Source organism: Pseudomonas pudica (assembly GCF_015680405.1).
Taxonomy (GTDB): Bacteria; Pseudomonadota; Gammaproteobacteria; order Pseudomonadales; family Pseudomonadaceae; genus Aquipseudomonas; species Aquipseudomonas pudica.
Map to the genome: position 1 here is coordinate 130,564 of NZ_JADLJS010000008.1, position 20,691 is coordinate 151,254.

The 20,691-nt window shown below is 55.5% G+C and carries 20 protein-coding genes, 1 tRNA gene and 2 pseudogenes; 12 read left to right on the top strand and 11 right to left on the bottom strand.

Annotation, left to right across the window (positions count from 1 at the left end; genetic code table 11):
- The first annotated feature begins 137 nt into the window (after positions 1–137).
- The 3 genes from IRZ77_RS08915 to IRZ77_RS08925 all read left to right on the top strand — a co-directional run bounded on the left by IRZ77_RS08915 (position 138) and on the right by IRZ77_RS08925 (position 3,265).
- Positions 138–653 carry a hypothetical protein gene (locus tag IRZ77_RS08915; RefSeq protein ID WP_230386367.1) on the top strand — a complete coding sequence of 172 codons (516 nt, stop codon included), beginning with the start codon at positions 138–140 and terminating at the stop codon, positions 651–653.
- Between the two features lie 12 nt (positions 654–665).
- Entirely contained in the window at positions 666–1,940 is a 1,275-nt protein-coding gene (locus IRZ77_RS08920) for an MFS transporter (protein ID WP_196173298.1), read from the top strand.
- 71 nt (positions 1,941–2,011) lie between these two features.
- Complete coding sequence (locus tag IRZ77_RS08925) at positions 2,012–3,265, top strand: arsenic transporter (protein WP_196173300.1); 1,254 nt, start codon at positions 2,012–2,014, stop codon at positions 3,263–3,265.
- Between the two features lie 248 nt (positions 3,266–3,513).
- Here the strand turns inward: IRZ77_RS08925 and IRZ77_RS08930 are convergent, their stop codons facing one another.
- Positions 3,514–3,741 (bottom strand): hypothetical protein, encoded by a 228-nt coding sequence (locus IRZ77_RS08930; protein ID WP_015268870.1) that lies wholly within the window; start codon positions 3,739–3,741, stop codon positions 3,514–3,516.
- Positions 3,742–4,371: 630 nt separating this feature from the next.
- Here IRZ77_RS08930 and IRZ77_RS08935 point away from each other — a divergent pair.
- The 4 genes from IRZ77_RS08935 (at position 4,372) to IRZ77_RS08950 (ending at position 8,058) form a co-directional block, all read left to right on the top strand.
- A complete protein-coding gene (locus IRZ77_RS08935) occupies positions 4,372–5,145 on the top strand; it encodes an NYN domain-containing protein (protein ID WP_196173302.1) in 774 nt (257 codons plus the stop codon).
- A gap of 161 nt (positions 5,146–5,306) precedes the next feature.
- The gene (locus IRZ77_RS08940; protein ID WP_196173304.1) at positions 5,307–5,624 is read left to right on the top strand and encodes a hypothetical protein; all 318 of its coding nucleotides are present in this window, start codon (positions 5,307–5,309) and stop codon (positions 5,622–5,624) included.
- Between the two features lie 257 nt (positions 5,625–5,881).
- Positions 5,882–7,318, top strand: coding sequence for an AAA family ATPase (locus tag IRZ77_RS08945; RefSeq protein WP_196173306.1), 1,437 nt, complete (start codon positions 5,882–5,884; stop codon positions 7,316–7,318).
- A 2-nt stretch (positions 7,319–7,320) separates the two neighbouring features.
- Positions 7,321–8,058, top strand: a complete 738-nt coding sequence (locus IRZ77_RS08950) for an HNH endonuclease (RefSeq protein ID WP_196173308.1) — start codon at positions 7,321–7,323, stop codon at positions 8,056–8,058.
- 44 nt (positions 8,059–8,102) lie between these two features.
- On the opposite strand, the pseudogene IRZ77_RS26910 reads toward IRZ77_RS08950, so the two are convergent.
- From IRZ77_RS26910 to IRZ77_RS08985, 9 genes and pseudogenes are all read right to left on the bottom strand, one after another.
- A pseudogene (locus IRZ77_RS26910) lies at positions 8,103–8,344 on the bottom strand (hypothetical protein); the annotation flags it as partial.
- 171 nt (positions 8,345–8,515) lie between these two features.
- Positions 8,516–8,655: pseudogene (locus IRZ77_RS27280) on the bottom strand (transposase); the annotation flags it as partial.
- Positions 8,656–8,726: 71 nt separating this feature from the next.
- Positions 8,727–9,746 carry a protein NO VEIN domain-containing protein gene (locus IRZ77_RS08955; protein ID WP_196173310.1) on the bottom strand — a complete coding sequence of 340 codons (1,020 nt, stop codon included), beginning with the start codon at positions 9,744–9,746 and terminating at the stop codon, positions 8,727–8,729.
- Positions 9,747–9,879: 133 nt separating this feature from the next.
- Positions 9,880–10,464 (bottom strand): hypothetical protein, encoded by a 585-nt coding sequence (locus IRZ77_RS08960; RefSeq protein WP_196173312.1) that lies wholly within the window; start codon positions 10,462–10,464, stop codon positions 9,880–9,882.
- 545 nt (positions 10,465–11,009) lie between these two features.
- Positions 11,010–11,843 carry a TIR domain-containing protein gene (locus tag IRZ77_RS08965; protein ID WP_196173314.1) on the bottom strand — a complete coding sequence of 278 codons (834 nt, stop codon included), beginning with the start codon at positions 11,841–11,843 and terminating at the stop codon, positions 11,010–11,012.
- A 131-nt stretch (positions 11,844–11,974) separates the two neighbouring features.
- Positions 11,975–12,586, bottom strand: coding sequence for a hypothetical protein (locus tag IRZ77_RS08970; RefSeq protein ID WP_230386369.1), 612 nt, complete (start codon positions 12,584–12,586; stop codon positions 11,975–11,977).
- 1,251 nt (positions 12,587–13,837) lie between these two features.
- Positions 13,838–15,160: a tyrosine-type recombinase/integrase gene (locus tag IRZ77_RS08975; RefSeq protein WP_196173316.1), complete on the bottom strand. Its 1,323-nt coding sequence runs from the start codon at positions 15,158–15,160 to the stop codon at positions 13,838–13,840.
- Positions 15,161–15,321: 161 nt separating this feature from the next.
- A tRNA-Thr gene (locus IRZ77_RS08980) sits at positions 15,322–15,397 on the bottom strand.
- A gap of 71 nt (positions 15,398–15,468) precedes the next feature.
- Positions 15,469–15,879 carry a pilin gene (locus IRZ77_RS08985; protein ID WP_023660630.1) on the bottom strand — a complete coding sequence of 137 codons (411 nt, stop codon included), beginning with the start codon at positions 15,877–15,879 and terminating at the stop codon, positions 15,469–15,471.
- A gap of 215 nt (positions 15,880–16,094) precedes the next feature.
- On the opposite strand from IRZ77_RS08985, the gene IRZ77_RS08990 reads away from it, so the two are divergent.
- From IRZ77_RS08990 to yacG, 4 genes are read left to right on the top strand one after another with little or no spacing between them, the layout of a single operon-like run.
- Complete coding sequence (locus IRZ77_RS08990) at positions 16,095–17,303, top strand: type II secretion system F family protein (RefSeq protein WP_196173318.1); 1,209 nt, start codon at positions 16,095–16,097, stop codon at positions 17,301–17,303.
- 2 nt (positions 17,304–17,305) lie between these two features.
- Positions 17,306–18,172 carry a prepilin peptidase gene (locus IRZ77_RS08995; protein WP_085601750.1) on the top strand — a complete coding sequence of 289 codons (867 nt, stop codon included), beginning with the start codon at positions 17,306–17,308 and terminating at the stop codon, positions 18,170–18,172.
- A complete protein-coding gene (gene coaE / locus IRZ77_RS09000) occupies positions 18,172–18,795 on the top strand; it encodes a dephospho-CoA kinase (RefSeq protein ID WP_112251900.1) in 624 nt (207 codons plus the stop codon). Before IRZ77_RS08995 ends, coaE begins: the two co-directional genes overlap by 1 nt.
- The gene (gene yacG / locus IRZ77_RS09005; protein WP_046616199.1) at positions 18,792–18,992 is read left to right on the top strand and encodes a DNA gyrase inhibitor YacG; all 201 of its coding nucleotides are present in this window, start codon (positions 18,792–18,794) and stop codon (positions 18,990–18,992) included. The genes coaE and yacG overlap by 4 nt, the downstream gene beginning before the upstream one ends.
- Before the next feature lie 135 nt (positions 18,993–19,127).
- On the opposite strand, the gene IRZ77_RS09010 is transcribed toward yacG, so the two are convergent.
- Entirely contained in the window at positions 19,128–19,835 is a 708-nt protein-coding gene (locus IRZ77_RS09010; RefSeq protein WP_108480475.1) for an energy-coupling factor ABC transporter permease, read from the bottom strand.
- A 133-nt stretch (positions 19,836–19,968) separates the two neighbouring features.
- On the opposite strand from IRZ77_RS09010, the gene IRZ77_RS09015 reads away from it, so the two are divergent.
- A complete protein-coding gene (locus tag IRZ77_RS09015) occupies positions 19,969–20,598 on the top strand; it encodes a DUF1780 domain-containing protein (protein ID WP_013970766.1) in 630 nt (209 codons plus the stop codon).
- Positions 20,599–20,691 lie beyond the last annotated feature (93 nt).

Genomic DNA, 20,691 nt, shown 5'->3' on the forward strand with positions numbered 1-20,691 from the left:
TGGCATTCGGCCTGTGTAGCCTCAGCGCACAGGCCGCGCCCGCCGATCCGCCCTACCCTCTGCCGGCAACACCACATCAAGGGGTCGACGCCCCCGGCCTGACGGGCCAGTACACGGTGGAAGGCCAAGTGCAACGGATGCTCATCAATCCCTACGGTGAGGTCGACGGCCTGCGCCTGAGCGACGGCACCATTGCCAAGTTTCCACCGCACATGGCCGATGCGCTCACGGCCACGGTCAAGGTGGGGGACGCCGTTCGCATCATCGGACGGGCGGAAACGCGAGGCACGGTCAAGGCCGACGCCATCATCCATGCCGACAGCGGGCGCACCGTGTACGACCAACCGCCGCCGGTTGACCAAGGCCGAGTGCTGCCGCCACACCTGCGCGCCCAGCGTCTGCAGCCCCAACAGGTGGAAGGCCATGTGGACACCGTGCTCACTGGCCCCCGGGGCGAGGCCAACGGCGTCATCCTGAGCGATGGCAGCATCGTTCGTTTCCCGCCAGAGAGCCTGCGTCTTTCCGTGCAGACGGGGGCACCGTTCGCGGCATCCGGGCTGGGCACGCGCAATGCGTTTGGCACCGCTTTGGAAGCGGTCAGCATGGGCACCACGTTATCCACCCTGCAGCCGCTCTACGACCGTGCGCCATAAGGGAATGCCGCTATGCACCCGGCAACACCTTCCATACCCCCGCCGCATGCCAGCTCGCGGCGCTGGCTGTCCGGCCTCAACTTCTTCCTGGCCGACGTCCGCGATGGCCTGGGCCCCTTCCTCGGCGTGTTTCTGGCCAGCCAGGGCTGGCGCGCCGATGACATCGGCTACGTGATGGCCGCCGGCGGCATCGCAGGCATGCTGGCGACCACGCCGATGGGCGCCTGGATCGACGCTTCGCGCCACAAGCGACTTGTTCTGGCAAGCGGCACCCTTGCACTCATGCTCGCCACGGCAGCGCTATGGACTGCGCCATCGTTCGGCGTCGTCGTCGCCTCCCAGGTGGTGACGGGTGCTGTGGGCGCGTTGATGGGCGCCGGCATCATGGGCATCACCTTGGGCATCGTTGATCAGAGAGACTTGTCTCGGCAGCTCGGCATCAACGAGGCCTGGAACCATGCCGGCAACGTGGTCGCGGCTGCATTGGCCGGGCTGGCAGGCTACCGCTGGGGGCTGTCAGCCGTATTCGTGCTGATGGCCCTGATGGCATGCGCAGCCCTTGCATGCTTGCGCAAGATCAACCCACAGGACATCAACCATGAGCGGGCCCGCGGTGGTGACCTCACTGGCAACCAGCCTGCGCAAGGCAGCAGCCCCTCGCCTTCCCTGGTGCGGGTTTTGACGGACTCGCGCGAGCTGTGCCTGCTCGCGGTCACCATGCTGCTGTTCCACCTGGGCAATGCCGCGATGCTGCCCTTGCTGGCGCAGTCGGTCGTCACGCGCGGGCTGGCCGACCCCAGCGTGTTCACGGCATCGACCGTCATCGTGGCGCAGCTGGTGATGATTCCTGTGGCACTTGGGGCCGGGAGGTATGCCTCTCGGCACGGGTATCGGGCACTGATCATTACCGCCCTGCTGGCCTTGCCCTTGCGAGGGCTGATCGCTGGTTTCTGGGAGTCGCCGTGGGCACTGATTCCGGTACAGGCCCTTGACGGCATCGGGGCGGGTCTACTGGGGGTCGCCTTGCCTGGGCTTGTCGCTTGCATCCTGCGCGGCACCGGGCACGTCAATGCAGGGCTTGGTGCAGTGATGACGATCCAGGGGATAGGCGCGGCCATGAGCCACGCACTCGCCGGCTGGATCGCGCAACATTTCGGCTATGGCGCAGCCTTCGTCGTTCTGGGTATCGTGGCTGCACTCGGACTGCTCACCTATCAGACAGGCCTTCGCAAGGGACATCCAAGTCGGCAACAGTCAGCTCAGCCCAATCACTTTGACAAGATATAGCGTGCTGCACACCCCCCAAAGGCCGGCACGGCCATGCCGCGCCAAGTCATTCATTCACCTGAGTAAACTGCATGCCCGTATTTGATCCATCCTCGCTCATCTGGACCGTCGCCGCCGTGGCGACCGGCGGGGTAATCCTGCGCCCCTGGCGGGTGCCGGAATATGTCTGGGCAGTCGGCGCCGCTGTATTGCTGACCGTGTTTGGCCTGGTGCCACTGCACACAGCCCTCGCCGCTGTCGCCGAAGGTGGCGATGTGTACTTGTTCCTGATCGGTATGATGGTGCTGGCCGAACTGGCGCGCCAGGAAGGGCTGTTCGACTGGCTGGCCATGTACGCGGTGCAGCATGCCCGGGGCTCCGGCCAGCGCCTGTTCGACCTGGTGTTCCTGGTGGGGGTACTGGTAACGGTGTTCCTCTCCAACGATGCCACGGCGGTGGTGCTGACCCCAGCGGTGTACGCCGCCTGCAGGGCGGCCAAGGCCGAGCCGCTGCCCTATCTGTTCATCTGTGCCTTCATCGCCAACGCCGCCAGTTTTGTGCTGCCCATTTCCAACCCGGCCAACCTGGTAGTGTTCGGCAGCCAGATGCCGCCGTTGCTGGAGTGGCTGCGGCAATTCACCTTGCCATCGCTGGCCGCCATCGGCCTGACCTACCTGGTGCTGCGGTTGGCCCAGCGCAAGCAGATCCGCCAGCCCCTGGCAACGGCCATCGACGTGCAACCGCTGTCCAGCGGTGCACGCTTGTGCGCACTGGGTATCGTGCTGACAGGTGTACTGTTGCTGCTGACCTCCGCCCTGGACCGGCAGCTCGGCTTACCCACCTTCTGCGCCGGCATCGCCACGGCCGGGCTGATTCACCTGCGCCAGCGGCGCAACCCGATGCCGGTGCTCAAAGGCGTGGCATGGGGCGTATTGCCGTTGGTGGCGGGCCTGTTCGTGCTGGTGGAAGCGGTGGCACAGACGGGTGTGATCGAGCACCTGGCCCATGGCTTGGCCGCGCTGGCGCACAGCTCCGAGACGCAGGCGAGCTGGGGCGCCGGCGTTGTCGCGGCTATCGCCGGTAACCTGATGAACAACCTGCCGACCGGCCTGATCGCAGGCTCCGTTGGGCATATTGTCGATTTACCCGCGAGGACTACTGCGGCGCTGCTGATTGGCGTCGACCTTGGGCCGAACCTGTCGATTACCGGCTCCCTGGCCACTTTGCTCTGGCTGGTTGCCGTTCGCCGTGAAGGCGAACACGTCGGTGCCTTGGACTTCCTGCGCCTGGGGGCGCTGGTAATGCCGCCTGCCTTGATCGGGGCGCTGGGGTTGCTTCATGTATGAAGCGGCGGATCTCGTTCAGAGCGCTCGATTGATGTTGCGCTGTCGGTAATTGCGCCCTACCACCCCACTGCCACAAGTTCGACACATCACCCAGAAGCTGCGCGGTCGGTGTAGGAGCTGGCTTGCCTGCGATGGGCTGCGCAGCAGCCCCATAACCCTACCCCGACAGGAATAAACCACCAACCGACCTTGAGCAGAGGGCCAGCCGCAAGGGTGATATCTGGCCCGCTATTCATCAATGATCCTGCCTAACTAACAGGGTCCTGCCCGTTTCGCTCCATCACCTTCCCACACTGCTCACTGGCCAAACGGCTGATGATCCGGATCGCCTGATGGATACCGGCCGTGTTGCGAAAGCTCAGGTGTGGGTTGTGTTCGCACTCCAGCATTTCGTCGTGCTGGACCAGGGCTTCGCCTAGCAGTTCGAGGGTCCAGGCGTAGCTTTGGATGGTGGATAGGCGTTCTTGGTCAGTCATGGCGTGCCTCCCTTGTTGCAGAGACAGAGCGAGATTGACTGGAGGTGAGATCGTTGAGGGCCGTCGAGGAACGACGGTGGAGAACGAATGCGAGGATCCTGGACGGACTTGAGATAAGCATGCATGACACTCCAAGTTTTAGTTGGAGCTGCCACGATCCTTCCTACGGGATTGGGTGGCAGCTGTGTATGGGGTAGGAATACCGGGAAACTTGGAAACCCGGCCAGGCCGAAGCCTGCCCACACACAGCCGCCATGACACAGCACGGCAGGCACAAAAAAAGCGCCAGCTGTGGTGCAGGGGCGCCTAGTGCGTGCGCCAAGTTTACCAACGGGTTCCTACGCCCGGTCACGGAATTTTCCGCGACGGAGGAAATTTAGCCTCATGTATCTCGACCAAGCAAGTGTCGAAGTTGTAGGAAACGTCTCTGAATTATGTGCGAACAGCGTTGAATGTAGCGATTAAGGCCATATCCGTTCATCTGCATAAAAAATCCATTCAAACTTCGAATGCTGCGACATAGGCTCAGCTGAAATCGCCAAAGTGGGATGAGCTGCATGGTATGAATTGAAAGTGCTGCCAAGGCAGTTGAGCTAGAGTTTGGTGACACAGGGACTGACGGGGGTAACCGTGGAGTCGAAACGGATAGCACTGCTGATTGACTGCGACAATGTGAGCCATGCTTCCATCGGGGGCGTGCTCGATGAGTTGGCCAAGTACGGCATGGTCAACATCAGGCATGCACACGGGAACTGGAGTTCTCCTCTCCTCGCTGGCTGGGTCGAGAAGATCCACCCGTTCGCCATCCGCCCCATGCAGCAATTTGCTTTCACCAAGGGCAAAAATGCCACTGACTCAGCGATGATCATCGATGCGATGGATTTGCTATACAGCAAAAACGTCGATGCCTTTGCGCTAATGACAAGCGACAGCGATTTCACACCGTTGGTGCTTCGGCTGCTGGAAAGCGGCTTGCCGGTCTACGGCTTTGGGGAGAAAAAGACACCGAAGCCTTTTGTAGATGCCTGCTCGCAGTTTATCTACACAGAGAACCTGCTTGGCGATGATCAGGAGAAAGCAGTTGAAGGCGAAGCGTCGAAAAGCAGTAAACGCACCCGAAACGAGCTTCGCAATGACACATCACTTGTGCGCTTGCTGAGAACTGCGGCAGAGAAGACCGCCGATGACGCAGGCTGGTCGCACCTCAGCCAGGTCGGCACTTTTATACGCAACAACAGTTCGTTTTCTGCCGTGAACTACGGGCACCGGACCCTTGGCGATCTGATTCGAACCTCGGGGCTGTTCGAGATCGATATGCGGAATGGTGGAACGGCGATGTTCATCAAAGCTGCTCGGAAATCAAACCCGGTACTGCATTCCCAAACTGAGGTATCCATCTCATGAATCCGTGCTTCGGCTGCGGAGACAGACGGACGGTTGTTGGCCGTGAGGGCCCGGTTTTCGCGGGACTGGAATTTGGTGGATTTTTTGGCGTACCTCATAGGGTATCTATAAAAATCAGCTAGTTATGGCTTTCAGTGGAATCGAACCGGGATTGGTAGACAATGAAACTTTTGCTCCAGTTGAAGATGAGCGTAGCTCAGTTGAATGCTGCACTGACTTCAGTGAAACCTGCGACCACCTGTTACAAATACAAATTTAGGAAAAACCAAAAGCCTTATATTAATATTTCATCAAACAGCGATAGAACCAGACAAAGCCAATACGCCCTCAAAACGGTTATAGCTGAAATGCAGGAGCTGAACTCAATCAAAAATTGTTTACAAAAAACAGGATGTAGAGATGGTCAATTTTGGCTCAAGCACGCACCTCGGCGAGTCACACTCGCTGCAGAAAACCCAGTCGCCCCTATTTGCAACTAACCTAAACCGGGCATGCTTACGATTAGCAAAAAAAAACGTGAAATATAATAAAACACATGAAAACGAAACACAGAACAATAATCACCTTCAAAAATTTAGTACTTTCCTACAGCTGAAAATCCTTTCCTGTGCTGATGCGACAGGTGAACAGCGTACACAAACGAAAGAACCAACAATCTAGCGATAGAAAATTTTATTACTTTATCCTAGGACAATTCTGAGAATCAGTGATAACCTATGCTATCAAAGGAGTGCCAATGATAGCACTCCAAACCCATGTCAGCATTGGAGCTACTAGGATGCGCCTGACGACTCTCCAGCTAAAGAACTTTAGAGGATACGAAGATAGAGAGTTTCATCTTCATCCGGAATTCAATTTGGTGGTAGGTGAAAATGGCACAGGTAAAACTTCGTTCCTGGAAGCTGTAACCGTGGCAATCGGCTCATGGTTTTTGGGCATCCGCGGGTATGACTCAAGAAATATTCGACCCCGTGATATCAGGGTCGACAGAGGGATGATTAACACCCAATACCGGGTCACTCCAATATTTCCAGTTGTTGTTCGTGCCTCTGGCGAAATAAGCTACGAGAAAGCTACTAATACGAATAAATCAAACAAACCAAAACTAGAGTTACACCATGTAAAAAGCATTGCATGGGAACGTTCACTAGAAGGAACTAACGGGCGCACAACACAAATTCGAGCAAAAAGCATTAAACAAGCAGCTGAGTCGATGGCAGAAGCTGTTAGCGATGGCACTCCGTACATCCTTCCATTAATTCGTTACTTCGGAGCCGGACGTCTTTGGGAGTCAGTCAGAGATAGTGGAAAGAAAACCATCAGTAATACGAAAGCAAGAGGACTGACCGATTATAACGATGACGTGGATAACGATCCGGATCTGACAGATCCCTTCTACGGCTATCACATGAGCGTTGATAAACGCTGTAATCCTGACGACTTAATAAGATGGATGGGTTTCGAACGGAGAGCTGAAATTGATGATGAAGAAGAATCTATTCCTCTTCGCGCCGTTTACAAAGCAATTGACGGAATGCTTCCCAATGCTAAGTCTGTACGATATAGCGTAAGACTCCGCACTCTTATAATCCATCTAGAAGATGGACGAAGACTGTCTTTTGAAGAGCTTAGCGACGGATATAGAAATGTGCTAGCTATAGCAGCAGACCTCGCTATAAAATCTGTCATGCTTAATCCGCAGCTAGGAAAGTTTGCACTCATCCAAACGCCTGGCGTAGTGCTCATCGATGAGCTTGACTTACACCTACATCCAATCTGGCAACGCCAGATAATTGAAAGCTTACGGACCACCTTTCCTAAGCTGCAATTTATATGTACAACCCACTCGCCATTTCTAATACAATCGCTTCGCACAGGAGAAGAGCTAATTGTGCTAGATGGACAACCGACTGCAGACGTTGCAAACATGAGCCTTGAAGATATTGCGCAAGGTCTAATGGGAGTAGAAAACTCTTCTGTAAGCCGTCGATATGACGACATGAAAAACGTAGCAACTGAATACTTAAAAAGCCTAGACTCCGCAAAAATCAACTCGGAAGCAGATGTAAAAAGACTAAAGTCCGAACTTGAAAAGTCGATTCGGCCTTACGCAGACAATCCAGCATTCCAAGCATTCCTTGAATTGAAGCAAGCAGTTAAACTTGGGGAATAACAATGCGCCCAGTATTCAGAGGCAAGTCCCCTCAAACTGAAGAATTCACTCCCTACACCAATGCTCAACAATACTTAGTATCTAGGCTGGGCCACTACTGCTCATACTGCGAGCGTCGGGTAGCTACAAACCTTGCGGTTGAGCATTTACAACCAAAGGGTGATAATCGTTACATTCATCTTATTGGCTCCTGGGAAAATTTCCTACTGGCCTGCGTTAACTGCAATTCCACAAAAGGAGAAAAGGATGTTGTTTTCAAAGACCTTTTCATGCCAGACAGAGACAACACCTTCGCTGCATTTTCTTATCCTCCAGATGGATCGGTAGTGCCGTCTGAATTGTGTAATACCCCTCAACTAATAAAGCAGGCTCAGTCCACGCTAGCGCTGACTGGATTAGACAAGCCTGTCAGCTATGCCACCGATGAAAATGGCATTCAGGTATATTTAGATCGTGTAGGACAGCGACAAGAAGTTTGGTTGATGGCATTGGAAGCAAGGAAAGACTTAATTGAAAACCCGACTGTAGACGCAGTAAAGCGAGGCATTATCAATACAGCTAAAGGATATGGATTTTTCAGTATTTGGATGTCTGTTTTCTCTTCGGACACTGAAATGAGAAATCGTCTTATAGATGCATTCTCAGGAACTCGAGGAAGCGGCTGTTTTGACTCAACCACCACTGAGATTGTATCCCCTTCCCCAAATTTAGGCACTTTACACGAAGGTGGAAAAATATAAGAACATTCAGACTAGTTGAGTGCAAGTCTGACTGACAACCGTAGCTATGTGTAACATTTAAAGAACGACCTCGACTTATGATGCAACGCTCTGTACGAAAAGATGTGTCGCAAACACCGCATGGAACAGGCCGGTGAGACCATGCCGGCGTAGCTTTTCGCGAGTATGTCAAAGCGCGTCACGATCCGGCGGTTCTATTTCAACCAGCCAAACAGCGTTCAATGATGTTGCGCTTTCGGTACATGGGTCAATCAAACAGCCTAGGTACGCCTAGCTTGGGATTTCGTACAGAGCCTAGGTTCCGTACGAAAAGAGATGCCTGAGACACCGTATGGAGCAAGCCAGCGAAACCATGGCGGTGTTTTTTTCGCAAGCTTATCAAAACTTTGTTCATTCAGCTTGAGCATTGGCTGAGGGTTCCGCGGTTGCGTTAGTCCTAAAACTGCCAGCGCTGCCTTGACCAAGGCCCAAATCCCCTGGCATACCTCGCCAAGATGCGCCAGAGCAGAGAACCCAGAGCAGACCATCGAGCATCAGCCGATCACTGAGAGGTGGCCGGCTCCTGCTATGCAAAAAATAAATCCGTCCCCCTTTGATTAGGTCCCTAGCAAATCATCCGATTGTGCTTGGAGCACTCTCGGCACCTGAACCAATTAATATCACAAAATTCAAATTACCTCAGACGCTTTGGCAGCTATCTTTTCCGAAAGTTGAACTCTAACTTTTAGATCCGCGGTTTCCAACATCCAGTCCTGACCAATTTTTTTCGGAAAAAGAATTGTCAACTCCGGCATGCTCAAGCATGCCCTAACCATGCAGACCCGATAAGAAAAAGCGTTACTCTGCATCTGGATGTATTCATTGGGGGTGAGTTCAAATTGAACTACGCTGCCAATATGCCCTTTAACTTCAAGGAGAAGTAGCTCGGCATCTTTGAGCGCCTCAAGATCCCAACCTCTGTTATCTTTCTCAACGGATGTGAGCTTATAGCCAAGACCTTCATAATAATCCCAAGTGGTGCTTATTGCTGCCTTCTCGATACTTGCTATTAATTCTTTGTCATACTGGCTTGATCTTGATCCAGATTTGCCCGCTCCATTCGGCTTTCCAGCAGCCTTGGAGTATTGGTCAATATAATTGCCGAGGTTTTTTAAGAATTCTTGGCTTCTGGGTTCTTTTGCGTCTCCGTACCAAACATTGGAGTGCCCTGGATATCCCTTGCCATGGACGGGTGCGTAAGGTACTTCGAAAGTCCGATCTGACTCATCAAGGAGCACTGCGTTCTCCGCATCCACCTCACACAAATAGTCGAGCTTTTCCCAGTCACCGTACGTTTTTAGACCTCGTCTTTTTCGATATTTCTTATGGAATACAGTTGCATTTTTATACCAGCCAATAACCTTTTGCCCACCCTCAGGTTTTTTGGCGAAGAATACTATATTTACGCCCTCCAGCTCTTCATTTACGTGCCAAGATTTTGAGCCGTCTATACGGGAAAGGTCAATTCCGCTGAAGTGCCGAGTCATAACATAGCCGTAGCACCTCCCACTTTCAGGCCGGAAATTCCACATCTCCCCACCCTCTCCATGCTTCTCAATATGAGAGCCGCCACCTTTAATATCGGCAATGCCATCATACTGCAGCATGTATCCGACACGAAACATAAGAATCGGTTTTTTGATTGGCATTCGCTGACTCCTGACTATGAAGTCAAAACAGATTAAGTGTCTTTTTCTTTTGGCTAGAGTAAGTGCGCGCAATGCTCAAGTCGCACGTCAGTTAATCTCTAGGCATCTCTGGCAGGACCAAGAAGCGGACGATCTACACTTCCGATGCAAGACAATTACTGATGGCAGTGCTGATACTGTCTGCTTTAGCGCGTGCGCTATCGACATATTGGTTCGCCTCCATCGTTCCCGGCAACGGAGCCTCATTGGCAGTCCACGTCCCTCTAATTTTCAAATTTGCAAATACATAGACTTGAGCATTGGCAGACTGACTTTGAGTAAGGGAAAAAGCCATTTCATATGCCAACGGCGTACCCATCGTCATAGGAACAATGAAGGTCACCTGATCCTTACCCTGAACGGTGATTCTGGTCTTCGATGGATTGAACAACGGAGCGCCACTAATTCCAGGTACATTCTGTGCAAAGCAGAATTGAAGTGCGTCAGCTCCTGCTTTTTGGCCTAGCTTTGTAATCCTAATGGATTCTACGCTGTAGCTGCCGTATTGATTTTTTACAATCGCAACACCTTCAGGTGCAGGCTGATAGGGTTTAACTTCCATCGCAGCACACCCCATAAGCGACGCCGTGATAGCGTAAGCACCCAGAACTGGGACAATTTTCATAAATTCCATTTCCAATAAGCCAAAACAACTGGAAGGTAGCAAATTGCCACCCATCTAGTCTAGATCTAGTCACTGAGTCCACACAATGCGTAATTGATACAGCGGCGGCGACTAACACCGCAGCGCCTGACTAATCCCTGCAAGGAGAGAACTACCGTCATTCACGATTATCGGCACGCTCAGCTTTGGGTCGAGACTTGCCGTTCGTGGATGACCGTTATCGACCCATTGCCGTCCTTGATTGGAGGGTAGCTATCGGCCACTGCCGGTCCGTCGTGACAAGCGTCGGATTAACACCTCTCAATCCCAATGCCAAATTGGCCGCATTTCATGTGGCAGATCGGCAAGCACCCACGACAGAATCGCGCGACATCGCAAAGCCGTTACCATCAGTCTCGAATGTGTCGTGGTATAACTTAAATATTAGATACATCGTTGATATTTTTTGCATAGCGATCACGTTAAGAGTGGCCTTCACGCCCTCAAAACTAGCGCACGAACGATTTTAATCAGTTTCTCATCTGCATTTCACCACAGAAAGGCTGCTTTTTACGCCATTATAAAAACAGCCCTTAAGAGCGAGTTTTTATTGTATAGACCTAGAACGGTATATCCGAATTTAAATCAACAGTATCTACTTTTTTACTTGCCTTACGAAGCAACTCCTCGTTTTCCAGCAAATAATCAATGCCATCGGCAGTTATTGTGAACGCATAATATTCAGAACCATTATACTCGTGATCTATAGCGATACTCTTATCTAAAAAACCTACCCTTTCCAGCTTAATCGCGGCTAAACTCAGCATCCCTTGCTCGACCCCTTTTAGATTGTTGAATGTGCTCCATACAGATACACCATCTGGTGAGCTAGCGTAGCTTTCAAGAACTTTTGCCAATAGGCAATGCTCAACGTCGCCAAGCTTGTAATTGTATCCAGCCTTCCTCCGCGGTTTCGTGTGAATATTAAGACCCTGTGAAAGCAAGCCTAAATTTGCTATTTCTTTCTTAATTAAAACGCATGGGTGATTTACAGCAGCCTCCAAATTCCCATCAGACCTTCCTCCATTGTAGTCTGCTGGTGTAAGTCCCAAAAGATCGGTGGGAAAGTGCAGTTCGGTGTCTCGGGGCTTGACGATGAAGCATCGTTCCTTACCTAAAGTACCGACAAACAGGCCAAGTTCAAAAAGAACGTTATCACGAACAACGTGCTTTTGTTGGTCTCTGATTTCTGCAATATCATCTGGTGTAAAAATGAAAATTGCAAAGTCAACTGATTCCGCCATTTTTACCAGGGAGTCAATCGTATTCTGAGAAAGGTTAAACCCATGTTTCCAAACCGTCACCTCAGTCTGATGATCTAGATTTACGTTAAATGCATCAGCTACATCTAAGCTTTCTACAGCTGAAGCTATAAATATTCTAGGCTTTCTCATATGACTTCCTTAAAAACTCGACTGGGACCCAAAAAGGGGACTGATTCATTTCCTGATAAGTAAACCAGTACCCTTTTTTTTGGCTACAACTGAATGACCCTCACCTTTCTCTTCTCCCTCTTCGAGTCCCGCTAAACTTCCACACGAAACTGTTGACCAATGGGAAGTTCTGGCTTAGGCCGTGGCACGCGTGGTTTACGCATCTTATTGTTAGGTTGAAGGACAGAGTCTTTCTCAAGATTATTTAGAGGTAGGTCCAGCTGCCTAGTTATCAGCGCCATACTTTCAAATGAGTCTTTTAGTTCAACCATGAAGCTTGGCTCAGAACTTACTTCATCACCAAAAATAAGTTCAGCCTTCAGCATTGCCTGCTCAGCAGTAATTTCACCCTGCTGAACTTTATTAAACAATCGCTGCAACTCACCCAAAGCACCATTATATTTTTTGATTTTTGGCTTGACTTCACCATAAGAAAAAGGTGTAGATGCCTGAGCAGCCAAAAAACTCCCTACTGCGCTTACCTGACCTCGAATAGCTTGCAATCCTGAAATAAACGAACCGTACTGACCTATGCCAATATAAATTGCGCCAAGTGTAGCGGCAATTTTAGCACCGCCCTTTATTGAGCCTTCTTCAACCTCAAGCGCAAGTGAATAATCTGGAATTTTTAGTGCATTTTCAACATACGCCTCCCACTCATCAAACAATTTAGTAGAGTATTGTTCGAATTCGTGCTGAGGCAAACTCGGTACGTCGATATAAAAATCCGTGCCCCGAGATAAATCATACTCAATCCATGTACAGTTTTATACTTACCAACACTAAGAGTAGGCAACATGATTGCTCACTCCTAGCCGCAGGCTATCCTTTTGCCATCACGGTGTCCACTGATGGCTCCCCCCCTTTTCTGGCAGCCCCTAAGCAGCAGCTGTGAATCGCATTCTGCCAGCCGAAATCCCCCGTACAGCGAACACGGTGTGCCAGATCTCTAACGCCTTGCTTGTGATAGCCACACTCGGTTGATGCCCGCGAAGCGGCCCCGCTGGGCCGATTTACATCGGCAGAATTGCGCACGATCCTCATGTCACGCGACTCAATGACCAATCCACATCTGCAGCCGTGGGATCGTCCCCCACGTCATCCCGCCAAGAATGTTGAGTGTTATCAGGGATCAAGGCCCCTGCGACCTGTGGGGAATGTCCTCTACGCGGGACTGGCGGCTCCTTACGTCCGGGAGCAAGGGCATCTCATGATCTGGCCTCCTGAGCACCGTTGCCGGTGGGCGGGTGGAGGCTGCATTGATTGACGAGATCAGTGCCGCGAGATCCTGAGCCATGTGCAAGCAGCAATGCGATGACCGGGGCATGCCCGACTGTCAGTCAGGTGCAGTCCATTCCTTGGTCTGCGGCACCATCATCTATAGCGCTGTTGCTGGTGACATCGGCGTTTGTCACGCCGATTGTCACGAGGGGGAATGCCGCAAAGCCTTGTGCAATGAGGGCTGCAGCAGTGGTAGAAGTGCCCGTCTCTTTCCAGAAGAAAGAGACGGGCACAGGTTGGCGCAATATTCGGCCAAGCGGATAGGTTGCTGCAGGGCAGCGAGGTACGGTGTGTCTGGCGCACGAGCGCTATAGGTATAAGAGCATCCATCACATGGGTAGTGACCGGGCGAGCTGCCGGATGCTAATCGCCCTTGGGGGAGAACCACCGCCAGAGCGGCGTGACCTTTAAGGCTCGGGTCACCTGGGGTGCTGTCAACGACAGCCTTTGCACTGTCTTTTCTACGCCCGCAATCCGGGAGGGTCAAGCGACTCGCCCGCTGGATTTTGCAGTTGAAAATGGCATTGGGCGTGTACGGAATCCCGTGGTTTCCAGTGGCCGATTGGGTGCTTTTGTTTTTTTAGGTGAGGTCCATCCAAACAGGGCGGCTTTGCAGCCCTGTTTGGATGGAGCCGCATGGAAAGCAGATCACCAAAATTTTCAAAGCCGTGCGCTCACTCGCCTGCGCCACGCCTTGCTCTTAGGCTAGAAACGTTTGCCCCGGTCTGATTCGCGAACTCATGCGGCGAGATATGCTCCTGCCGGTTCGCTTCGAGGTAACGGCTCCACCAAATCATGATCATTCGCCGTTCCTCCAGGAACTCGGCCTTGTGGATATACGCCGCGCGAACATTGTTGCGCTCCCTGTGGCTCATCTGCCGCTCGATAGCCGTCTCTGACCACAGCCCGGATTCGACCAAGGCACTGCACGCCATGGACCGGAAGCCATGCCCGCAGATTTCGGTCTTGGTGTCATAGCCCATGTTCCGCAAAGCGCTGTTGACCGTGTTCTCGGACATAGGCTTCCACGAGCGTGCGTTACTGGTGAACACCAGGTCGAAATACCCCGTGATCGCATGAATCTGTTCGAGTAACGCCACCGCTTGCGGTGACAGAGGGACAAGATGGATGTCACCTGCCATCTTCGTCCCTCGTGTCGAATACGGGACGCCGTCCAACGCGGGCCGCGTATCAGGTATCTCCCATATACCGCGCTTCAGGTCGAACTCACTCCAACGTGCGAAGCGCAATTCGCTGGAGCGCACGAACACGTGTAGCGACAGCATGACTGTCAGCCGAGTGAGCGTGCGTCCCTTGTAGTTCTCGATGCGATCCATCAACTCTGGCAGACGTGAGAGCGGGAGTGCAGGCCGATGCGTAACCCGTGGCGCGCTGATGAAGCCCTCAAGGTCATATGCAGGGTTCACTGTGATCAACCTCAGCCGCTTCGCCTCACGCATGATGCTTTGTAGGTAGTTTTGCACCCTCAAAGCCACATCAATCGTGCCGCGCTTCTTGATAGCCTCAAGCGGCTGCATGAGATCGAAGGTATCCAGATCAACGATGGCGCGTGCCCCTAGCAGCGGGAATACGTGAGTCTTCAAACGACTGAGCACAGTCCGCGAATGGCCAGGCGCCCACTTCACGGACATTTCCTTATGCCAGTCCAAGGCAACGCGCTCGAATGTGTGGCCTCTTACAACCGCCTCGGCCTTGGCCTGCTGCTTGGACGCAATCGGATCAATGCCCTCAGCCAGCATCCGCTTGGTCTCCAGACGCTTCTGCCGAGCATCTGCAAGCCCGATGACGGGATAGTTGCCAAACGAGGTCAGCCCCTCTCGCCCATCCGGTTTCACATACCGGAAGCGCCAGCCTTTGCGGCCATTGGGGTAAACGAGGAGGTAAAGACCGTCACCGTCGAAAAGCTTGTAGGGGCGGTCAGTAGGCTTGGCCGAGCGGCATGCGGTGTCAGTCAGGGGAGCAGTAGTACGAGCCATAAGGGTAAACCCCTTTATCGAATCGACTTTATCCCAAACGTTACCCCTAAATCGGCTGGCAGCTGTCGGAATCCAACGGAACGCCATAACGAAAAAACCCGCCAGAAGGCGGGTTTTACGGGGGGTCCAGAGATTTTGGTAGCCTTCGCTGGAACCTGGACTGGTGCCGGAGACAGGAATCGAACCTGCGACCTTCGCGTTACGAGTGCGCTGCTCTACCGACTGAGCTACACCGGCGTGTAGCGCAACGTACCACTGCTCGCACCTGTTACGCAAACCCCTGTTTCCGCTAGTTTATTGCCCTACCCTCAAGGCGCCTTGCACCCCTTCGGCGCCAGGTCTTCCTCGATGTCGGTCGTACACGCCCACCCGCTAGCCGAACGCGTCAGGGTCAGTGCCTTGCCCAGCACAGTGGCCGGCGCATCCACCAGCGTGCAAACGATGCTCCCGCTGCCATCCGCCGCCTTGCCGCTAGCCGTGATCGCACAGTGCGCCGTCGCCGGCTGGCCACCCAACGCGGCCACATCCGCCACATCCTTCCCATCATTCAACCGCAGGTCCATCGCCGTCTTCAGCGCGCTGATCTCCAGCAATCCGGCCGCGGCCTTGGAGCGTGACTGGTGGTTGGTGTACATCGGTAAGGCGATGGTCGCCAGAATGCCGATGATCGCGACGACGATCATCAGTTCGATCAGGGTGATACCGCGTTGCCCTTTCATGAACGTTTTCCTTTTGATACGCGTACTCGTTGAGGTCAGGCTCGACCCCGGCTGGCAGCGGCGCAGTAGGCCTGAACAGACACCTTTTGTCACCCCTGCCCGCTCGGGCGTCGTCTTCGCTGAACTACTCTAGTGAGCATCTCGGACGCACGCCCTTGCATGGGCACGGCAAGCTGTTTCCAGGCTTGTCGCACGGGCAGAAAAAGGACCTTTGCATGACCCAATCCACACTCCTCTACACCTGGCACGGCACCGACGCCAACGGCGCGCCGGTCAGCGGGCAAACGTCCGGGCGCAGCCCGGCCTATGTGCGTGCCGGGCTTATCCGCCAGGGCATCAAGGTCGCCAGTTTGCGGCCTGCCGGCGGGCTGACATTCAGTTTGCCGAAACGGCGGGCAAAGGCCGACCCGGCGGGGTTCAGCCGGCAGCTGGCTACCTTGCTCAAGGCCGGGGTGCCGCTGCTGCAGGCGTTCGAGGTGATGGGGCGCAGTGGCTGTGATGCGGCGCAGGCGGCATTGCTGGATAGGTTGAAACAGGATGTGGCCTCGGGCCTGGGGCTGGCGGATGCGTTGCAGCGCCACCCGGGGTGGTTCGATGCGTTGTACTGCAACCTGGTGCGGGTGGGGGAGCAGTCCGGCACGCTCGACCGGCAGCTGGACCAGCTGGCAGGCATGCTGGAGCAGCGTCGGGTGCTGCACAAGAAGGTGCGCAAGGCGATGATCTACCCGTTGCTGCTGTTGCTGACGGGGCTGGGGGTGTCGGCGATCCTGTTGCTGGAGGTGATACCGAAATTCGAGAGCATGTTCTCTGGCATAGGCGTGGCGTTGCCGGCATTTACCCAATGGGTGATCGACTTGTCCACGGGGCTGAGCCGGTTTGCGCCGTTGTTGCTGGTGATGGGCTTGGTCCTGGGCTTTGCCATGCGCAAGGTCTACCGGCAGCACGCGCCAGCGCGCCTGTGGATATCTCACCGGGTGCTGGGCTTGCCGGTGTTCGGCTCGCTGCTGGGGCAGGCGGCGCTGGCGCGGTTTGCGCGTAGCCTGGCAACGTCCTACTCCGCCGGGGTGCCGTTGCTGGATGCGCTGGGCACGGTGGCCAGGGTCAGTGGCGGCGATCTGCATGAACAGGCGGTGTTGCGGCTGCGCCAGGGCATGGCCAATGGGCAGGGGCTGCACCAGGCGATGGCCGCTGAGCCGCTGTTTCCGCCGCTGCTGGTGCAACTGACGGCCATCGGGGAGTCCAGTGGCACGCTGGACCAGATGCTGGAAAAAGCCGCCAGCCATTACGAGGAACAGGTCAGCCAGGCGCTGGACCAGTTGACCAGTCTGCTGGAGCCGGCCATCGTGCTGGTCCTGGGCCTGCTGGTGGGCGGCCTGGTGGTGGCGATGTACCTGCCGATCTTCCAGTTGGGTAGCTTGATCTGAACATGACTTTATGGACTTTGCTGGCTGAGCAGCCGGCGTACTTTCTCACCCTGGCCACGGTGCTCGGCCTGCTGGTGGGCAGTTTTCTCAATGTGCTGGTGTACCGCCTGCCTATCATGCTGGAGCGGCAATGGCAGCGTGAGGCGCAGGAAATGCTGGAATTGCCGATCACGCCACACGAGCGTTTCGACCTGTGGTTACCCGCCTCGCGCTGCCCGCATTGCGCGCATCGGATTCGCGCGTGGGAGAACATTCCGGTCATCAGCTACCTGGCCTTGCGCGGGCGTTGTTCAGCCTGCAAAACCCGCATCAGCCCGCGCTACCCGTTGGTGGAGGTGGCCAGCGCGCTGCTGTCGCTGGTGGTAGCCTGGCGCTTTGGTGCTTCGCCCGAGGCCTTGCTGGCGCTGCCGCTGACCTGGTGCCTGCTGGCCCTGAGCCTGATCGATGCCGAGCACCAGTTGCTGCCGGATGCCCTGGTGCTGCCGATGCTGTGGCTGGGGCTGATCGTCAACGCCTTTGGCCTCTACGTCCCGCTGACCAGTGCGCTGTGGGGCGCGGTTGCCGGTTACCTCAGCCTGTGGACGGTGTACTGGCTGTTCAAGCTGGTCACTGGCAAGGAGGGCATGGGCTATGGCGACTTCAAACTGATGGCGCTGATCGGGGCCTGGGGGGGCTGGCAGGTGTTGCCGTTGACCCTGCTGCTGTCGTCGGTGGTGGGGGCGCTGGCGGGGCTGTGCCTGCTGCGTCTGCGCCGGCATGCCATGGGCACGGCAATCCCGTTCGGCCCTTATCTGGCGATTGCGGGGTGGATTGCCGTGCTCTGGGGTGATGAAATATACGCTTCATACACACAACTGCTTGGATTCTGATGACCACTGCGGCCTTTACCCCCTGGATTCTCGGCCTGACCGGCGGCATTGGCAGCGGCAAGAGCGCCGCTGCCGAGCGTTTCGTCGAGCTTGGCGTGCACCTGGTCGATGCCGACCAGGCGGCGCGCTGGGTTGTCGAGCCTGGCCGCCCTGCCCTGGCCAGCATCGTCGAGCGCTTTGGCGCCGGTGTGCTGCAGGCGGACGGTCAACTCGATCGTGCGGCCCTGCGCCAGCTGATCTTCGCCGACCCGGCGCAGCGCAAATGGCTGGAGCAATTGCTGCACCCGCTGATCGGGCAGGAGATTTTCAGCTACCTGGCCAAGGCGGAATCGCCGTATGCGGTGTATGTGTCACCGCTGCTGATCGAGTCGGGCCAGTACCAGAAGACCCAGCGGGTGCTGGTGATCGATGCACCGCAGGAACTGCAGGTGGCACGTACCCTGGCGCGTGACAACACCAGCGCCGAGCAGGTGCAGGCCATTCTCAAGGCCCAGCTGGCCCGTGAGGAGCGCCTGCGCCATGCCGATGATGTGGTGGTCAATGACGGCGACCTGGCCGCGCTGCATGAGCAGATTGACCGCCTGCACCACTTTTACCTGACTTTACGAGGAGGCCAGCCATGAGCCAGCCATTGACCGTCGATTGCCCGACCTGTGGCGCACCTGTGGAATGGAACGAGAAAAGCCCGTTCCGGCCGTTCTGTTCGGACCGTTGCAAGCTGATCGACCTGGGGGCCTGGGCGGCGGAGGAGCACAAGATTCCGGGGGCAGAAGACTCCGAGGATGAACTGTATTCGGGGGACCTGGAGCCGCGGCATTGAGCCGATAGCAAGGTGTCCTTCCGGGCCCTTTCGCGGGTAAACCCGCTCCCACAGGGACCTCACGGTTCTCAAGGCTGGTGCAATACCTGTGGGAGCGGGTTCACCCGCGAAAGGGCCAGTACAGCAACCACAGAATCAACGATCATCCTCCTTCCACGGCGCCTGCAGATACCGCGTGCGGTTGAAGGTTTCCAGCCACTCCGGGCAAAACACCACCAGCGCACTGATCACCGTGCCGTTGATGAACGCTTCGGGGAACATCATCAGCCACAGGTAGCCGACAAAATCGCTGAGCCACTCCGGCATGGCGAAGCGCTCGTCAAGCCACAACAGCCCCAGCGCGGTCGACAGGCAGGCCAGCACGGTCAGTGCCGCCGGGAAGAACCCTGAACAGAAGATATACACAAACAGGTTCCGCGGCTGGGCACGCTCGACGCCTATCGCGCACGCCTCGGCTATCAGTACCGGCAGGCCAACCAGCAACAAGCCATTCACCCCTAGCGCCGCCAGGTCCTGACGCCCCAGCGCCAGCAATCCGAGCTGGGCCATGAACCCACCCAGCACCGCCAGCGGCCAGTCCAGCAACAGCGTGACCGCCGTCATGCCTATGAAGTGGTACGACACACCGGTATCGAAATCGCGCCGCACCAACCATAAGGCAAACAGGCAGAACACCGTACCAAACAGCAGATGCTGGCGGCGTCGGTCAGTGAACAGCTCAACCCAGCGCACCTGGCTGACCGCCCAGATCAGCAACGGCACATATCCCAGCCAGCCAAGCGTAAGGGTGGTGCCGGACAACACCTGCGCGCTGATCACCTGACGAATGCCCCTTGCAGCCATGTGGATAACGCCGAGTCTACACCCATTCTGCGTTTCATCTGGCGGGGCTAGCGCAACAGTGCGCCGGTACCGGGCTGATTTCTGCGCACAAACAGCATCTTATCGTCATCGATTAGCGGCTAAGCTTGTCTGCATGGATGACTCAGACTACCTGCGCCTGCTTACCATCCAGGCGGAACAAGCCAATGCCTTTCTCTCCAACGCCCGCAAGTGGGAGCGGGAGCGTTGGGTGTGCCAACGCCTGTTGCAGGGGCTGAACATCCCCTACCGCAGCGAGGACTTCACCCCGGCCGGGCAGGAGCCGCCAGACGTACTGTTCCGCGACGCGGCGTTCGAGGTGTTTTTCGTGCTCGACGAGGGCCGCCGGCTGAACGATGAATGGCGCGAAGAACTGCAGCGCCGGCGCAGCGCATTCTCCCTGGCGCAACTGGTGCGCCGCGAAGCGCGCCCGCGGCGCATCAGTGCCACCGAGCTGCTGGGGCGGCTGGCACCGACCTTGCGCAAGAAAGCGCACAACTACCGGGAACGCGGGCTGGAGCTGAACGAGCTGGACATCATTGCCTTCGCCAGCCTCAAGCGCGAAGTGCTGGACCTCAACACCCACTTCCCGCCGCCTACCGAATACCTGCGTCAGGGCTGGCGCTCACTGTCACTGGTCGGGCCGACATTTGCCCGGGTGCTGTTCGCCCACCCCGACGCGCCGGACTTCCTGCGCGGCAACCTGGGCCGCAGCATTGTTTTCGACGTGGGCATCAGTCTTTGATCCAGTGCCGCGAATGTTTGCGATGGCGTACACTCGGCGCCAGATATAGAAAGCATTATCATTTGTTTCAAGCGCTTGCGTGAACGCTGTAGC

What these genes read in the sequence shown, in the direction of transcription:
- IRZ77_RS08930 (WP_015268870.1), bottom strand. Translation starts at nt 3,741, where the DNA reads ATGACTGACCAAGAACGCCTATCCACCATCCAAAGCTACGCCTGGACC.
- IRZ77_RS08950 (WP_196173308.1), top strand. Translation starts at nt 7,321, where the DNA reads ATGCGCCCAGTATTCAGAGGCAAGTCCCCTCAAACTGAAGAATTCACT.
- IRZ77_RS08975 (WP_196173316.1), bottom strand. Translation starts at nt 15,160, where the DNA reads ATGGCTCGTACTACTGCTCCCCTGACTGACACCGCATGCCGCTCGGCC.
- IRZ77_RS09015 (WP_013970766.1), top strand. Translation starts at nt 19,969, where the DNA reads ATGGATGACTCAGACTACCTGCGCCTGCTTACCATCCAGGCGGAACAA.
- IRZ77_RS08995 (WP_085601750.1), top strand. Translation starts at nt 17,306, where the DNA reads ATGACTTTATGGACTTTGCTGGCTGAGCAGCCGGCGTACTTTCTCACC.
- IRZ77_RS08990 (WP_196173318.1), top strand. Translation starts at nt 16,095, where the DNA reads ATGACCCAATCCACACTCCTCTACACCTGGCACGGCACCGACGCCAAC.
- IRZ77_RS08920 (WP_196173298.1), top strand. Translation starts at nt 666, where the DNA reads ATGCACCCGGCAACACCTTCCATACCCCCGCCGCATGCCAGCTCGCGG.
- IRZ77_RS08945 (WP_196173306.1), top strand. Translation starts at nt 5,882, where the DNA reads ATGATAGCACTCCAAACCCATGTCAGCATTGGAGCTACTAGGATGCGC.
- IRZ77_RS08940 (WP_196173304.1), top strand. Translation starts at nt 5,307, where the DNA reads ATGAAACTTTTGCTCCAGTTGAAGATGAGCGTAGCTCAGTTGAATGCT.
- IRZ77_RS08925 (WP_196173300.1), top strand. Translation starts at nt 2,012, where the DNA reads ATGCCCGTATTTGATCCATCCTCGCTCATCTGGACCGTCGCCGCCGTG.
- coaE (WP_112251900.1), top strand. Translation starts at nt 18,172, where the DNA reads ATGACCACTGCGGCCTTTACCCCCTGGATTCTCGGCCTGACCGGCGGC.
- IRZ77_RS08965 (WP_196173314.1), bottom strand. Translation starts at nt 11,843, where the DNA reads ATGAGAAAGCCTAGAATATTTATAGCTTCAGCTGTAGAAAGCTTAGAT.
- IRZ77_RS08985 (WP_023660630.1), bottom strand. Translation starts at nt 15,879, where the DNA reads ATGAAAGGGCAACGCGGTATCACCCTGATCGAACTGATGATCGTCGTC.
- IRZ77_RS08955 (WP_196173310.1), bottom strand. Translation starts at nt 9,746, where the DNA reads ATGCCAATCAAAAAACCGATTCTTATGTTTCGTGTCGGATACATGCTG.
- IRZ77_RS09010 (WP_108480475.1), bottom strand. Translation starts at nt 19,835, where the DNA reads ATGGCTGCAAGGGGCATTCGTCAGGTGATCAGCGCGCAGGTGTTGTCC.
- yacG (WP_046616199.1), top strand. Translation starts at nt 18,792, where the DNA reads ATGAGCCAGCCATTGACCGTCGATTGCCCGACCTGTGGCGCACCTGTG.
- IRZ77_RS08960 (WP_196173312.1), bottom strand. Translation starts at nt 10,464, where the DNA reads ATGGGTGGCAATTTGCTACCTTCCAGTTGTTTTGGCTTATTGGAAATG.
- IRZ77_RS08915 (WP_230386367.1), top strand. Translation starts at nt 138, where the DNA reads ATGCTCATCAATCCCTACGGTGAGGTCGACGGCCTGCGCCTGAGCGAC.